At 62.5% G+C, this 15,230-nt stretch carries 17 protein-coding genes; 12 read left to right on the top strand and 5 right to left on the bottom strand.

Translation table 11 applies throughout. From position 1 onward, the window contains the following. Positions 1–96: 96 nt before the first annotated feature. From B5G34_RS03550 to nth, 5 genes are all read right to left on the bottom strand, one after another. Positions 97–1,131: an ABC transporter substrate-binding protein gene (locus B5G34_RS03550; RefSeq protein ID WP_087334276.1), complete on the bottom strand. Its 1,035-nt coding sequence runs from the start codon at positions 1,129–1,131 to the stop codon at positions 97–99. Between the two features lie 171 nt (positions 1,132–1,302). Continuing rightward, positions 1,303–2,325 (bottom strand): rod shape-determining protein MreB, encoded by a 1,023-nt coding sequence (mreB, locus tag B5G34_RS03545; protein WP_087334274.1) that lies wholly within the window; start codon positions 2,323–2,325, stop codon positions 1,303–1,305. A gap of 163 nt (positions 2,326–2,488) precedes the next feature. After that, positions 2,489–3,145: a ComF family protein gene (locus B5G34_RS03540; RefSeq protein WP_087334272.1), complete on the bottom strand. Its 657-nt coding sequence runs from the start codon at positions 3,143–3,145 to the stop codon at positions 2,489–2,491. Then, positions 3,142–3,318, bottom strand: coding sequence for a hypothetical protein (locus B5G34_RS18875; RefSeq protein WP_204245898.1), 177 nt, complete (start codon positions 3,316–3,318; stop codon positions 3,142–3,144). The genes B5G34_RS03540 and B5G34_RS18875 overlap by 4 nt, the downstream gene beginning before the upstream one ends. A 142-nt stretch (positions 3,319–3,460) precedes the next feature. Further along, positions 3,461–4,108: an endonuclease III gene (gene nth / locus B5G34_RS03535; RefSeq protein ID WP_087334270.1), complete on the bottom strand. Its 648-nt coding sequence runs from the start codon at positions 4,106–4,108 to the stop codon at positions 3,461–3,463. Between the two features lie 138 nt (positions 4,109–4,246). On the opposite strand from nth, the gene glyA reads away from it, so the two are divergent. The 12 genes from glyA (at position 4,247) to B5G34_RS03475 (ending at position 15,123) form a co-directional block, all read left to right on the top strand. Beyond that, a complete protein-coding gene (gene glyA, locus B5G34_RS03530; protein WP_087334268.1) occupies positions 4,247–5,488 on the top strand; it encodes a serine hydroxymethyltransferase in 1,242 nt (413 codons plus the stop codon). A 289-nt stretch (positions 5,489–5,777) separates the two neighbouring features. Then, on the top strand, positions 5,778–6,530 hold the full coding sequence (locus B5G34_RS03525; RefSeq protein ID WP_087334266.1) for an S-layer homology domain-containing protein: 753 nt from the start codon (positions 5,778–5,780) through the stop codon (positions 6,528–6,530). Between the two features lie 81 nt (positions 6,531–6,611). Beyond that, positions 6,612–7,883 carry a replication-associated recombination protein A gene (locus tag B5G34_RS03520; RefSeq protein WP_087334264.1) on the top strand — a complete coding sequence of 424 codons (1,272 nt, stop codon included), beginning with the start codon at positions 6,612–6,614 and terminating at the stop codon, positions 7,881–7,883. A gap of 80 nt (positions 7,884–7,963) precedes the next feature. Then, positions 7,964–8,947: a M23 family metallopeptidase gene (locus B5G34_RS03515; RefSeq protein WP_087334375.1), complete on the top strand. Its 984-nt coding sequence runs from the start codon at positions 7,964–7,966 to the stop codon at positions 8,945–8,947. Next, entirely contained in the window at positions 8,948–9,523 is a 576-nt protein-coding gene (locus B5G34_RS03510; RefSeq protein ID WP_087334262.1) for a site-2 protease family protein, read from the top strand. A gap of 136 nt (positions 9,524–9,659) precedes the next feature. Beyond that, positions 9,660–10,001, top strand: a complete 342-nt coding sequence (gene rplS / locus B5G34_RS03505; protein WP_087187964.1) for a 50S ribosomal protein L19 — start codon at positions 9,660–9,662, stop codon at positions 9,999–10,001. 151 nt (positions 10,002–10,152) lie between these two features. Further along, complete coding sequence (ylqF, locus tag B5G34_RS03500) at positions 10,153–11,007, top strand: ribosome biogenesis GTPase YlqF (protein WP_087334260.1); 855 nt, start codon at positions 10,153–10,155, stop codon at positions 11,005–11,007. 14 nt (positions 11,008–11,021) lie between these two features. Beyond that, positions 11,022–11,639, top strand: a complete 618-nt coding sequence (locus B5G34_RS03495) for a ribonuclease HII (protein ID WP_087334258.1) — start codon at positions 11,022–11,024, stop codon at positions 11,637–11,639. After that, positions 11,636–12,007: a YraN family protein gene (locus B5G34_RS03490; protein ID WP_087334256.1), complete on the top strand. Its 372-nt coding sequence runs from the start codon at positions 11,636–11,638 to the stop codon at positions 12,005–12,007. Before B5G34_RS03495 ends, B5G34_RS03490 begins: the two co-directional genes overlap by 4 nt. A 15-nt stretch (positions 12,008–12,022) precedes the next feature. Beyond that, positions 12,023–12,967, top strand: coding sequence for a membrane dipeptidase (locus tag B5G34_RS03485; RefSeq protein ID WP_242956785.1), 945 nt, complete (start codon positions 12,023–12,025; stop codon positions 12,965–12,967). Then, positions 12,955–14,442, top strand: a complete 1,488-nt coding sequence (thrC, locus tag B5G34_RS03480) for a threonine synthase (RefSeq protein ID WP_087334254.1) — start codon at positions 12,955–12,957, stop codon at positions 14,440–14,442. The genes B5G34_RS03485 and thrC overlap by 13 nt, the downstream gene beginning before the upstream one ends. Further along, positions 14,443–15,123, top strand: coding sequence for a metallophosphoesterase (locus B5G34_RS03475; RefSeq protein WP_087334252.1), 681 nt, complete (start codon positions 14,443–14,445; stop codon positions 15,121–15,123). Positions 15,124–15,230 lie beyond the last annotated feature (107 nt).

Raw genomic sequence — 15,230 nt, 5'->3', positions numbered from 1 at the left:
GTGCTGCGTACACACGATGTATATGATACAGCAAAAAGCGGAAAAGGAAAAGCCTTTTCCGCTTTTTAGCTGAGTAGCCAGGAAGGGGACTCCGCCTTAGCTCTCGATGGCGGTGTAGCCGTCGGGAACGGTGATGCCCAGGGCCTCACAGTTGGCGGCGTTGTACATCTTGGTGAAGTTGGGAGCGGGCTGCACTTCCATCTCGCCGGGGTTGGCGCCGTTCACCAGGATCTCGTAGGCCATCTCACCGGTGACCTGGCCCAGTTCGTAGTAGTCGATGGACAGGGTGGCTACGCCGCAGCCGGCGCAGATGCCCTGCTCGCCGGCGATGACGGGCACCTTGGCGGGGAGGACCACGTTGGCAATGGCCTCGGTGCAGGAGGCGGCGGTGTTATCAGTGGGGATGTAGATCACGTCGCTGTTGGAGGCGGCGTTCTGAGCCACGGAAGCCACGTCATTGGAGTCGGTGAAGGCGTACTCGGTGCAGGTGTAGCCCATGTCCTCCAGGATCGGCTTGATGGTGTTGATCTGGTAGGCGGAGTTGGGCTCGGCGGAGCAGTAGAGCAGACCCACGGTGGTGGCGTCGGGGAAGAGCTCCTGGAGCATCTCAGCCTGACCGTCCAGAGGAGCCAGATCGGTGGTGCCGGAGATGTTGGTGCCGGTGGTACCGGTCCAGTCGCTGACGCCCAGAGCGGTGCCGTAGTCGGAAATGGAGGTGCCCAGGACGGGGATATCCACGGTGCCGGCCTGAGCCGCCTGGAGAGCGGCGGTGGCGTTGGCCATGATCAGATCCACGCCGGAGGACACGAAGCCGTTGACGATGGTGGTACAGTTGGCGGAATCGCCGGAGGCGTTTTGATACTCGATCTCAACAGAGCCGCCGTCGGCCTCGATCAGCTCCTTCAGTTTATCCTGGAAACCCTGGGTAGCGGCGTCCAGGGCCTCGTGCTGCGCCAGCTGGACAACGCCCACCTTGTAGCTGCCCGCGCTGCCGGAGCCGGTCTCACCGGAGCCGGAGGGGGAGGCGCCGCCGGAGGGGGTGTTGGCGTTGCCGCCGGAGGTGCCGCCGCAGGCGGTCAGGGACAGGGCCATAACGCCGGTGAGCAGGCCGGCAAGCATTCTCTTCTTCATCACATCAAACCTCTTTCCTGCGTAAGTCGGTGAGCGTTTTCCAAAAGCTCATCTTGCTTTTGCAGTTTAGCACTTAAAAGGCCAAAAGTCAAGTATGATATTTCTTTGTCAATCCGAAACAAAAAAAGGGGCGTGCCGCATTGTCAGCGGCACGCCCAATGAGGGTCATATTCAGTTCATCTGCTTGCGGCGGGACAGGTTGATGGTGCCGTCCTGCATGGAGTCCACGTCGTCCAGGCTCTTGCCGGTGCCGTAAGCCACACAGGAGATGGCGTCGTCGGCCACATGGGTCTCGATGCCGGTGTGGGACTCGATGAGCTTGTCGAAGCCCCAGACCAGGGAGCCGCCGCCGGTCATGACGATGCCGTTGGTGGAGATATCGGCCACCAGTTCGGGGGGAGTGCGCTCCAGCACGCCGTGGATGGCCTCCAGAATGCGGGTGGAGACCTCCTCAAAGGCCTCGATCATCTCGCTGGAGGACACGGAGAACACCCGGGGCAGGCCGGTCATCAGGCAGCGGCCCTTGATCTCCACGGTCTGCTCCTCGGGGCGGGGGAAGACGCAGCCGATCTGCATCTTCAGCTCCTCAGCGGTGCGCTCGCCGATGAGCACGTTGTGCTTGCGGCGGATATACTTGATGATGGCCTCGTCAAACTGGTCGCCGGCGATCTTGATGGAGGTGGACTCCACGATGCCGGACAGGGAGATGACGGCGATGTCGGTGGTGCCGCCGCCGATGTCCACGATCATGTGGCCGTCGGGCTTGGCGATGTCGATACCGGCGCCGATGGCGGCGGCCACGGGCTCCTCAATGAGGTACACACGGCGGGCGCCGGCCTGGATGCCGGCATCGATGACGGCGCGCTCCTCCACCTCGGTGATGCCGGAGGGGACGCAGATGACGATGCGGGGCTTGAAGAGCCGGAAGGAGGTCACCTTGCGGATGAACTCCTTGAGCATACGCTCGGTCATATCGTAGTCGGAGATGACGCCCTCCCGCAGGGGACGGATGGCAACGATGTTGCCGGGGGTACGGCCCAGCATCTGCTGCGCCTCGGTGCCCACCTTGAGCAGCTTGCCCGTATTCTTGTCAATGGCCACCACGGAGGGCTCCCGCAGCACCACGCCCTTACCCTTTACATAGACCAGGATAGAAGCTGTACCCAGGTCAATACCGATATCCTTACTGAACATACCTGCACCTCGAAGTTCTTTGATCTATCTTGTGAATGGAGTGGTTCTTCCAGAGTTCACATTTGCATGGAATCTATAATATTATACAGAAGTATGTCCGCTATTTCAACGTAAATTTCCGCTAATTTTCTGAAGATTACCAGTCGGCCCACGGTCAGACCGCCTATCTGGCCCGGGCGAGAGCGGCACACACGACATCCTCAGCCCCCATGGTACGCAGGACCCGGGCGCACTCCGACAGGGTGGAGCCGGTGGTCACCACGTCGTCGATGATGAGCACCCGTTTGCCCTCCACCAGGGAGGGGTCCACCGGGGAGTAGGCCCCCAGCACGTTGGCCCGGCGCTGGGCCTCTTCGGTAAGCCCCGACTGGGCCTCGGTGTTCCGGTCCTTCCGCAGGGTCTCCACCGCCACCTCTCCCAGCTCCAGGGCGGCGGCGCTGGCCAGCAGGAAGGCCTGGTCGTAGCCACGCTCCTTTTTTCGCTGGGGGGAGAGGGGGACCCAGGTGATGAGGTCGTACCGCCCTGCCAGATGGTCGTGGATGCACTGAGCCACCAGCCGGCCGTACAGCTTGTAGTAGCCCCGGCGGCCCTTGAATTTGTAGCGGCGGACCGAGTCCCGCACCTTGTCCTGGTAGCGCAGGGGGGCGGCGCACAGGCAGAAAAATTCCCCTGTCAGCTCCGCCTCGCCGTCGGTCAGCCAGGGCAGCTCCCGCTGACAGCGGGCACACAGCCCATCCTCGCCGGTGTCCAGCACCTTCCCGCAGAAGACGCACTTGGGCGGGAAGAGCAGGTCCAGCACAAAGCCCAGCGGCCCGTTCATTTTGATTCCTCCGCCGGAATCGGCCCGTGCTCCTTTTCAAATTCCCGGATGCAGCTTTGGATCAGATAGAGGATCTGCCCGCTCATGGAGCGGCCTTCATAGGCGGCAACATATTGGAGCTTGTCGTGAAGGATTTTATCGGTCCGTATGCTGAGGTGGTTGGTCTTTTCCATATGCTCTGCCTCCCTTCATCCGTGGTAAGCAAAGCATATCTTATGCACGAATAGTTAGTTAAATGTTAGTGCATTTTTACGGCATAAAATTTGAGAAAAATCCGCCCTCCCGGGCAGGGAGGGCGGAAGGTGCTGCGAGGGCTTACGCGCCGGTGCTCTTCTGGAAAAAGTCGCACCAGGGCCGCAGGGTACAGTTCTGGCAGTCGGGCCGCCGGGCCACGCACACCGCCCGGCCGTGGAGCACCATCCGGTGGCAGAAGTCGCTGGACTCCTCCGGAGGGAGCACCTTACGCAGCTGCATCTCGGTCTTCACCGGGTCCTTGGTACCGTCGGTGAGGCCCAGCAGGCCGGTGATGCGGATACAGTGGGTGTCGGCCACCACCACGCCGGGGGTCTTGTACACGTCGCCCAAAATCAGGTTGGCGGTCTTGCGGCCCACGCCGGGCAGCTTGAGCAGGTCCTCCATATTGTCGGGCACCACGCCGCCGTACACATCCACCAGCATCCGGGCGGCGGCCACGATGTCCCGGGCCTTGGCCCGGAAGAAGCCGGTGGAGTGGATGTAGGTCTCCACCTCGCTTACGTCGGCCTCCGCCAGGGACTCCAGGGTGGGGAAGCGGGCGTACAGGGCGGGCGTGACCATATTGACCCGCTCGTCGGTACACTGGGCGGCCAGACGGACGGCAAAGAGCAGCTCATAGGGCTTGGGATATTGCAGGGAACACAGGGCGTCGGGGTAGAGGCGCTTGAGCTCCTCCACGATGGCAATGACATCCTGATGGTCTTTCATAGGATCACCTCGTTAGACAATATAACACACAATGGGGCAAAAAACGAGTGGGTTTTTCTCATGGCGGCCATTGTAATTTTTCAGACCTTCCGGTATAATGAGTTAAATCGCTAAAAAATTGAAAGGTGGCGACAGACATTGGTCAAGGATATCATGGAGTTTCTCACCGCACAGGACCCGGAGGTGGGTCAGGCTGTTGAGGCGGAGTACGCCCGGCAGCAGCGCAACATCGAGCTCATCGCTTCGGAGAACTTTGTCAGTGAAGCGGTGCTGGCCGCGGCGGGCACGGTGCTTACCAATAAATACGCCGAGGGCTATCCCGGCAAGCGGTACTACGGCGGCTGCCAGTGTGTGGACGTGGTGGAGGAGATCGCCCGCAAGCGGGCCTGCCAGCTTTTCGGCGCCGATCACGCCAACGTGCAGCCACACTGCGGCGCCAATGCCAACTTTGCGGTCTATCAGGCCCTGTGTGAGCATGGGGACACCGTGCTGGGCATGGACCTTGCCAATGGCGGCCACCTGACCCACGGCTCTCCCGTCAACTTCTCCGGCAAGAACTACAACATGGTGGCCTACGGCGTCAATGAGCAGGGGTATATCGACTACGATCAGGTCCGGGATCTGGCCAAGAAGCATAAGCCCCGCATGATCCTGGCCGGCGCCTCCGCCTATCCCCGGATCATCGACTTCAAGACCTTTGCCGACATCGCCCACGAGGTGGGGGCTTACCTCTTTGTGGACATGGCCCACATCGCCGGTCTGGTGGCTGCCGGGCTCCATCCCAACCCGGTGCCCTACGCCGACGTGGTGTCCACCACCACCCACAAGACCCTCCGTGGTCCCCGCGGCGGCATGATCCTGTGCAAGGAGGAGCTGGCCAAGAAGATCGACTCCGCCATCTTCCCCGGCAGCCAGGGCGGCCCCCTGGAGCACATCATTGCTGCCAAGGCAGTGGCCCTGGGCGAGGCCCTCAAGCCCGAGTTCAAGACCTACCAGCAGCAGATCGTCAAAAATGCCGCCGCCCTGGCGGACGCCCTGCTGAAGGAGGGCTTTGATCTGGTGTCCGGCGGCACCGACAACCACCTGATGCTGGTGGACCTGCGGCCCGCCCACCTCACCGGCAAGGAGATGGAGCACCGCCTGGACGAGGTCAACATCACCGTCAACAAGAACGCCATCCCCAACGACCCCGAGAAGCCCTTCGTCACCTCCGGCATCCGGGTGGGCACCCCCGCCGCCACCAGCCGGGGCCTCCAGGAGGAGGACATGGCGGTCATTGCCCAGGTCATGTGGCAGACTGCCACCAACTTCGAGGGCAATCAGGACAAGCTGCGCGCCCAGGTGGCCCAGCTCACCGCCAAATATCCCCTGTACGAGTAATGCACCGGGCGTGCCGCAATTATGCGGTGCGCCCCAGCTTGTCGAAAAGACTTTTCGACAAGCTGGGGCACGTTTTGAACCTTTAAAAAGGTTCAAAACGTGTTTGACTGGACGCGAAAGACAACCCTGACGGTTTTCTTTCACACTATCTTTCCCTCCGAATCCTTCGGCAGGAAGTTTTTTGCAGCCTGCCGCCCAGTCTGCCTTGCTTGACGGACGGGGGCGGCCATGGTATGATGAATCAAAGCAGAAACGGAGAGGACTGAGGGATTTGAAGCGTTTTTTGGCAATGATACTGGCAATCTGTCTGATGGTGGGCGGCGTGTCGGGTGCGGCGGCGGTAGGCAGCCAGAGCAACGCCGACGGCGACGCGGTGATCCTGCCCGATGACGTTCCGTCCCCCTGGGCCTATGACGAGGTCAAGCAGGCCATCGTGCTGGGCATGGTGCCCCGCAGCCTTCAGACCCACTGGAGAAACCCGGTGACCCGCATCGAGTTTGCCCAGATGGTGGTCCATTTCCTGGCCTTCCAGTACGGCTACTCCAGCGACAGCTCCTTTGTCAGCCGGTTCTGCTCCGTCAGCACCGACCGCAACGGCAAGCCTTTCGGGGCGGCCCCCAGCTGGTGGAACACCTTCTGCGGCGCCTGGGGCAGCTTTTCTGATCTGGCTGTCCCTGAGGAGCGGGGCTACGGCAACACGGCCTATGCCCTGGGCATCATCAACGGCCGCAGCGATACCATCTTTGACCCGGACAGCCCCATTACCCGCCAGGAAGCGGCGGCCATGCTCATGCGCTGCTATCAGGTCTACGGCGGGACGTATACCGCCAGCACCACCTCCAAGCTCTCTGACATGAAGCTGGTGGCGGACTGGGCCAAGAAGGATGTGGCTTCGGTGGTGGAGCTGAAGGTAATGCAGGGTACCGGCGGAGCCTTTGATCCTCAGGGCACCTACACCCGGGAGCAGGCGGTGCTCACCCTGCTGCGGCTGTACGCCAACGCGCCGGTGAGCCGGGCCAATCAGAATGTAGCCGACCTGTGAGCCCTTTACGAACAATCGAACATGTGTTACAATGGAGCGGAAGAAATTCCGCTCCATTTTTTGCGACAGGGGGTTGATCCCATGACATACCGGCCTTTGGCGGACGAGATCCGGCCTCAGACTTTGGACGAGGTGGTGGGCCAGCAGCATATTTTAGGGCCCAACGGCCTGCTGCGGCGGATCATTGAGGGGGGTACCATCCCCAATCTGGTGTTTTACGGCCCTTCGGGCACCGGCAAGACCACCGTGGCCAACATCATCGCCAAGCGGACCAACCGGCCCCTCCACCGGCTCAACGCCACCACCGCCTCCATCTCCGACATCAAGGACATCATGGGTCAGATCGGCACCATGCTGGCCCCCGACGGGGTGCTGCTCTATCTGGACGAGATCCAGTACTTTAACAAGAAGCAGCAGCAGTCCCTGCTGGAGTTCATGGAGAACGGCAAGATCACCCTCATCGCCTCCACCACGGAGAATCCTTACTTCTATGTCTACAACGCGGTGCTCAGCCGCTCCAGCGTCTTTGAGTTCAAGCCTCTCACCGCCGCCGACGTGCTGCCCGCCGTGGAGCGGGGCATCCGCCTCATGGGGGAGCGGCTGGAAGGGGAGGTGGTGTGCGAGGCCGGCGTGAAGGAGCACATCGCCTCCGCCTGCGGAGGCGACGTGCGCAAGGCTATGAACGCCGTGGAGCTGCTCCTCAACTCCGCCAAGCGTGAGCAAGGGAAACTCCTTGTCAGCCTGGCCGACGCCCAGACGGTGGCCCAGCGCTCCGCCATGCGGTACGACCGGGAGGGGGACGACCACTACGACATCGCCTCCGCCCTGATGAAGTCCCTGCGGGGCTCCGACCCGGACGCCGCCTGTCACTATCTGGCCCGGCTGCTGGAGGCGGGGGACCTGATCACCGCCATCCGGCGGCTGCTGTGCTCGGCCAGCGAGGACGTGGGCATGGCCTATCCCCAGGCCGCCCTCATCGTCAAGGCCCTGGTGGACAACGCCCTCCAGCTGGGCCTGCCTGAGGCCCGGCTGCCCCTGGCCCAGGCGGCCATTCTGCTGGCCACCGCCCCCAAGTCCAACTCGGTGTACAAGGCCATTGCCGCCGCCCAGGCCGACGTCCGCAAGGGCAAGACAGGGGACTACCCCCGGCACCTCCAGAACGTCCACGCTGATTCGGCGGGGATGGAGCGGGACCAGGGGTATCTGTACCCTCACGATTTCCCCAACCACTGGGTGCGCCAGCAGTATCTGCCCGACGCCCTGGCGGGGACCCATTATTATCAGTACGGCGACAACAAGGTGGAACAGGCCGCCAAGCGGTACTGGGACGCTATTATGGGCCCGCAGGATTAAAAAGAACGGTTTGTCCGCATAAGCCGGCCCTCCCATGCATATAGATAGCCCACACTCATACAGAAGGGATGCGGGCCGGCATGGGAATGACGGAGCAGCGTAGCGCCCGGCGAAGCGCGGGCATCAACAGAGGAACACAGCGGCCTGGAAGGAAAAACGCCAAAACGGTGCTGGGGCCCCGGGAAAAGCGGCGGATCATTCAGCTTACGGTGTGTCTGGCCCTGTTTTTGGCAGTGTTTATCGGAAAGGGGGTCTTTCCGGAGCGGATCGCCGGTCTGCGGACCCAGGTTTTGACCCTGCTGCGGGGGGATACGGATTTTGAGGCGGTCTTTGCCGACCTGGGCCGGTCCATCTCCGACGGTAAGCCCATGGCAGAGACCCTGAACGGGCTGTGGACGGAGGTGTTCGGCGCCGGAGAGACGGGGGGAACGGCAGGGGAGAACGAGCTGTACACTGCTCAGGTCTCCTACCTCAGCGGCTTCCCCGGCCAGGGGAAGGCGGGGCTGCTGGGCTCCGCTCTGGAGGCTCTGGAAGTGCCGGAGACCACAACCGTTCCGGAGCCGGAGGTGACGCCGGAGCCCACCCCCACCCCGGAGCCGGAGGTGGAGCACGTGGACTATAACGGCCCCGCCCTGCCGGAAAACACCTCCATGGACAAGTACCGGCTGGACCTGGAGGAGACGGTAAGCCCGGTGATGGGGGTACTGACCTCCCCCTTCGGCTGGCGGGAGCACCCTGTGGACGGGGAGGAGAAGTTCCATAACGGGGTGGACCTGGCGGTGAACACCGGCACGGCGGTGGGCGCGTTTGCCGACGGCACCGTGGACTACATCGGGGACTCGCCGGAGTACGGTCTCTACCTCCAGCTCAGCCACGCCAACGGGGTGAAGAGCTTTTACGCCCATTGCAGCCAGCTTCTGGTCCACCAGGGCCAGGAAGTCAAGGCGGGGGAGACGGTGGCCCTGTCCGGGGATACCGGCAACACCACCGGGCCCCACCTGCACCTGGAGCTCAAGTACAACGGCGTGCGCATCAACCCCATCTATTATATTGAGACCAGCTGAATGAGATGGAGGCGTGGGGAGATCGCGGCGGGGGCCCTGCTGCTGTGGGCCCTGCTGTACTATCTGGACAGCAGCGGCATGGTACCTCAGGTGCTGGCGGCCTGTGCCCTTCACGAGCTGGGCCACTACGTCGCCATCCATCTGCTGGGCGGCCGGGTGTCCCGGCTGAACATCACCTGCGTGGGGGCCGAGATGGTCCTGTCCGCCCGGTTTCCCCTGGGCCCCGCCCGGGAGCTGGCCGCCGCCCTGGCCGGGCCGGCGGTCAATCTGCTGTGTGCCGGACTGTGTGCCGGGCTGGGGGAGAGGTGGTACTGCTTTGCCGGCATCCATCTGGCCCTGGGGCTCTTCAATCTGCTGCCGGTGGGACCGCTGGACGGGGGTCGGGCCCTGGGGTGCCTGCTGGAGCTGGCAGGACACGGAGACTGGGCGGAACCGGCGGTGAGGGTGCTCTCCGCCGGGCTGTCCATGGGGCTGGCAATGGGGGCTTTGCTGCTGTGGCGGGCGGGGGAGTACAACCTGACCCTGCCCCTGATGGCCCTGTGGCTGCTGGCCGCCCCCATTCGGAGGAAAAAATGAAAATTCTGCTTGCATTTCTCAACAGAGCATGATATACTATCTCGGACTCAATCAAAGGGCGGTCCTCTGCGGCTGCCGTCGGGAGAGACGGCGTAACAGGGCCGGAACGAACGCCTATTAACAGGAGGAAAATCAAATGGATCTTATGCAGGCTTTCAGCGCCAAGTATCAGAAGGCTGAGCCCCCCGTGGCCAACGTGGGCGACACCGTCCGTGTGCACGTGCACATCAAGGAAGGCAACCGTGAGCGTATCCAGGTCTTCGAGGGCACCGTCATCGCCAAGAAGCACGGCGGCATCGAGGAGACCATCACCGTTCGCCGCGTGTCCTACGGCGTCGGTGTGGAGAAGGTCTTCCCCATCCACGCTCCCGCTGTGGACAAGATCGAGATCGTCCGCAAGGGTAAGGTGCGCCGCGCCAAGCTGTATTACCTGCGCGACCGCGTGGGCAAGAGCGCCAAGGTCAAGGAGCGCATCTAAGCGTATTCATTTGTCCGAAAAAAGGAGAGAGGCAGTGTGCCTCTCTCCTTTTTTTATGCGGGTTGGCTCTTTTCAAACTACTATATCTTGTGTATAATGAAGGGTAAAATGCAGGCCCCTGCCATGGGGGCCGGATCGAGGAGGCGGGAGTATGAATATCCAATGGTATCCCGGCCATATGACAAAAACCCGGCGGCAGATCCAGGCGGATCTGAAGCTGGTAGACCTGGTAGCGGAGATCATTGACGCCCGCATCCCCATCTCCAGCCGCAACCCGGACATCGACGAGATCGTGGGGGATAAGCCCCGGCTGATCATCCTCAACCGGGCGGACCAGGCCGACCCCGCCATGAACAAGGTGTGGGGGGAGTGGTTCCGCCAGCGGGGCTGGTGGGTCATGGAGACCAACGCCCGGGACGGCAAGGGAGTCAATCAGTTCTCCGCTGCCATCAAGTCCGCCCTGAAGGACAAGATCGAGCAGTGGAAGGCCAAGGGCCTGGTGGGCCGCCCGGTGCGGGCCATGGTGGTGGGGGTGCCCAACGTGGGCAAGTCCACCTTTATCAACCAGGTGGCCAAGAAGAAGTCCGCCAAGGCGGGCAACAAGCCCGGCGTCACCCGGGGCAAGCAGTGGGTCAACGTGGACCCCGGCCTGGACCTGCTGGACACCCCCGGTATCCTGTGGCCCAAGTTTGAGGATGAGACCACCGGCATGCACCTGGCCTTTACCGGCGCAGTGAAGGACGAGATCATGGACCTGGAGACCCTGGCCTGCCACCTGATGGAGATTCTGGGGGCCCGCTATCCCCAGGCCATCACCGACCGTTACAAGGTGGAGCCTCAGGCCGGCCTGGCCGGCTGGGAGCTGCTGGAGGCCTGCGGCCGCAAGCGGGGCTTCCTCATCTCCGGCGGCGAGGTGGACACCGAGCGCATGGCCCGGGTGCTGCTGGAGGAGTATCGCAGCGGCAAGCTGGGTAACTTTACCTTGGAGACACCGGAAGAGGTGTAAAGGAGAATACCTGTATGGATCTGTGGGAGCTGGAGCGGGGCTGCTGGGCGGAGGGCTATAGCCTGGTGTGCGGCTGCGACGAGGCGGGGGCGGGGCCCCTGGCCGGTCCGGTGTACGCGGCAGCGGTGATCCTGCCCCGGGAGCTGGAGATTCCCGGCCTGAACGACTCCAAAAAGCTGACCCCCAAAAAGCGGAACGGGCTTTATGATATCATCATTGAACAGGCACAGGCCTGGAGCGTGGCCTGGGTGGACCATCAGGAGATCGACGATACCGATATCCTCAGCGCCCGGATGAACGCCATGCAGCGAGCCATTGACGGCCTGACAATCCAGCCCGACTTCGCCCTCATCGACGGCAACCGGGACCACGGCAAGCAGGGCGCCGTCACCACACCCCATGCAACGGTTGTAAAGGGAGACTCCCTGTCGGCTTCTATCGCCGCGGCCTCCATTTTGGCCAAGGTGAGCCGGGACCGGTACATGGAGGAGATGGCGGCGCAGTACCCCCAATATGCCTTTGAGAAGCACAAGGGCTATCCCACCAAGCTCCACTATGAGCGGCTGGACCAGTACGGTCCCTGTCCCATCCACCGGCTGACCTTTCTGAAAAAGCGGAGGAAGCAGGCGTGAGCGGGGGAGAGGCGAAGCTGCTGGGCCGGTGGGGAGAGGCCAAGGCGGCTGAGCTGCTGCGGCAGCGGGGCTACACCATCCTTGCTGCCGGCTACCACTGCCGGTTCGGTGAGATCGACCTGATTGCAAGAGATGACAAGTACTTATGCTTTATAGAAGTGAAGCTGAGGAAAAGCGATTCCTTCGCCCCCGGGCGGGCGGCGGTGGACCGCCGCAAGCAGCAGAAACTGCGCACCACGGCGGAGTTTTATCTGGCGGAGCACCCATGGGAGGGCCTTCAGCCCCGGTTCGATGTGGCGGAGCTGTACGCGCCCCAGGGGACGGCCACCCGGGAGCCGGAGTTTCACTACTGGGAAAACGCGTTTTAAAAGGAGGCGGGAGCATTGCCGGAGATCGACGTCTTTGATGGGCACTGCGATACGGTGCTCATGTGCCATTTGAAGGGAGGCGGCTTTGGCCGCAACGGCTACCATGTGGACCTGGAGCGGGCGGGGAAGTACCGGCGGTACGCCCAGTTCTTTGCCCTTTTCGGCCAGCCGGAGGACTTTCCGGGGCTGTCCTTTGAGGAGATCTTCCGGAAGGAGTACGCCCTCTTTGCCCGGGAGATGGAGCAAAACGCCGCCGTGATCACTCACTGCCGCACAGCGCAGGAGGCGGAGGACGCCTTTGCCGCCGGAAAGATGGCGGCCTTCCTGTCGGTGGAGGGGGCGGAGGTGCTGGACTGCTCCCTGGAGCGGCTGGAGGAGGCCCACGGCCTGGGGGTCCGGGCGGTGAATCCGGTGTGGAACCGGGCCAACGCCCTGGGCGGCACCAACGTGGAGGATATCGACAAGGGCCTGACGGCCCAGGGAAAGGACTTTGTCCGCAAGGCGGAGCAGTTGGGGGTACTGGTGGATGTGTCCCACCTGTCCGACCCGGGCTTCTGGGATGTGGCGGACACCTTGTCCGGTCCCTTTTTTGCCAGCCACTCCAACAGCAGAAGGGTCTTTTCTCATCCGCGGAACTTGACCGACGACCAATTTACTGCCATAATAGAGCACAACGGTGTGGCGGGGCTCAACCTGTTTACCGAATTTGTGGGCGGGAAGGCGGATCTGGACGCCGCCGCCGCCCATCTGGACCACTGGCTGGAGCTGGGGGGCGAGAGGAACATCGCCCTGGGAGGCGACCTGGACGGGTGCAGCCCTCTGGCCGGCGGCATGGCCGGGGTCCAGGACTATGAACGGCTTTACCACTTCCTGTTGGAGCGGGGCTATGGCCAGGCTCTGGTGCAGGATCTGTTCTTCAATAATCTGATGAGGGTAGTGAGCAAAGTATGTACTATGTAAGCACGAGAAACAAGCAGGACCGCTGCACCGCGGCCCAGGCCATTGCCCAGGGGCTGGCCTCTGACGGCGGCCTGATGACCCCTGAGGTCTTTCCCAAGCTGTCTCCCAACGGTCTGAACACCATGCGGGACATGTCCTATCAGCAGCGGGCCGTCTTTGTGATGAACTCCTATCTGGACGACTTCACCTCCTCCGAGCTGACCGCCTTCGCCGCCAAGGCCTACAGCAGCGCCAAGTTCGATGTGCCCGAGGTGGCTCCCGTCCGCCAGGTGGATGATAACACCTACTGCCTGGAGCTGTGGCACGGCCCCACCTGCGCCTTCAAGGACATGGCCCTGCAGATGCTGCCCCACCTGCTCACCGCCTCTCTGAAGAAGAATCAGGAGAGCAAGACGGTGTGCATCCTGGTGGCCACCTCCGGCGATACCGGTAAGGCTGCCCTGGAGGGCTTCCGGGACGTGGACCGCACCCGCATTCTGGTGTTCTATCCCAAGGACGGCGTGTCCGCCATCCAGGAACTGCAGATGAACACTCAGGACGGCGGCAACGTGGGCGTCTGCTCCGTGGTGGGCAACTTTGACGACGCCCAGACCGGGGTAAAGAAGCTCTTCTCCGACGAGGCCCTGCGGGAGCAGCTGGCTGAGCGGGGCTTCTTCCTGTCCTCCGCCAACTCCATCAACTGGGGCCGGGTACTGCCTCAGATCGTCTACTACATCTCTGCCTACTGCGACCTGCTGCGGGACGAGAAGATCCAGAAGGGGGACCCCATCAACGTCTGCGTCCCCACCGGCAACTTCGGCAACATCCTGGCGGCCTACTACGCCAAGGAGATGGGCGTGCCCATCAACAAGCTGATCTGCGCCTCCAACTCCAACAACGTGCTCACCGACTTCATCCGTACCGGTCAGTACGACCGCAACCGCACCTTCTACAACACCATGTCCCCCTCCATGGACATCCTGATCTCCTCCAACCTGGAGCGGATGCTCTTTGCCCTCAGTGAGCACGACGATGCCGAGGTGCGGGAGTACATGAACCAGCTGAACACCAGCGGCCTGTACAAGGTGAGCCCCGCCATCCAGACCAAGCTCAGCCGCATCTTTGCCGCCGGCTGCTGCGACGATGCACAGACCCAGAAGGTCATCGGCCAGATGTGGAAGGACCACAGCTACCTCATCGATCCTCACACCGCCGTGGCCTTTGACGTGCTGGACCAGTACCGGCAGGAGACCGGCGACAGCACCCCCGCCGTGGTGGTGTCCACCGCCAGCCCCTTCAAGTTCTGCGACAGCGTGCTGGGCGCCCTGGGCGTCACCGAGCTGGCGGAGGGGACCGCTATCCTGGACCAGCTGTCCGAGCTGACCGGCGTGCCGGTGCCCACGCCCCTGGCCGCCCTGAAGAACAAGAGCCCCCGGTTCAACCAGACGGTGGAGAAGGACCACATGGTGGACCAGGTGCTGGAGATGCTCAAGTAAATGGCCCTGTTTGTCATCGGCGATACCCACCTCTCCCTGGGCTCCAACAAGCCTATGGACGTGTTCGGCGGCGGCTGGGAGGGCTACGTGGACAAGCTGCGGGAAGGCTTTCGGGACGTAGGTCCCGAGGACACCGTGGTGCTGTGCGGCGATCTGTCCTGGGGGATGGGTCTGGAGGAGGCGGAGGCCGACTTCGCCTTTCTGGACGGCCTGCCCGGCGCCCGCAAGCTGATGCTCAAGGGCAACCACGACTACTGGTGGAACACCGCCTCCAAAATGAACCGCTTTTTCGCCGAGAAGGGTTTTTCCACCCTGCATATCCTCCACAACAACTGCTATGAATACGGGGAATACGCCCTGTGCGGCACCCGTGGGTGGTTTTACGAGGAGAAGGGGGATCAGAAGGTATTCAACCGGGAGCTGATCCGGCTGGAGACCTCCCTGAAGGCGGCGGGGGAGAAGAAGAAGCTGTGCTTTCTTCACTACCCGCCCCTCTACCAGGGGTACCGCTGTCCGGAGATCATTTCTCTGCTGGAGCGGTATGAGGTGGAGGCCTGTTACTACGGCCATCTCCACGGCGGAAGCCACCGTCTGGCGGTGGAGGGAAAGTACGGACCGGTGGCCTATCACCTGGTTGCGGCGGACTATGTAGGGTTCCGCCCCCAAAAAATCCTGGAATAATTGAAAAAAACTATGGCAATTTCCGTTCATATCTGATAATATATAGCGGATAACGCGAAAGCTGCCCCGTCCTGAACCGTGGTTCGGGCCCCGGGGCTGACAGGAGG

Source organism: Flavonifractor sp. An82 (genome assembly GCF_002159265.1).
Taxonomy (GTDB): Bacteria; Bacillota; Clostridia; order Oscillospirales; family Oscillospiraceae; genus Flavonifractor.
Note: the sequence above shows the minus strand (reverse complement) of the source record. Positions and strands in the feature narration are given on the sequence as shown.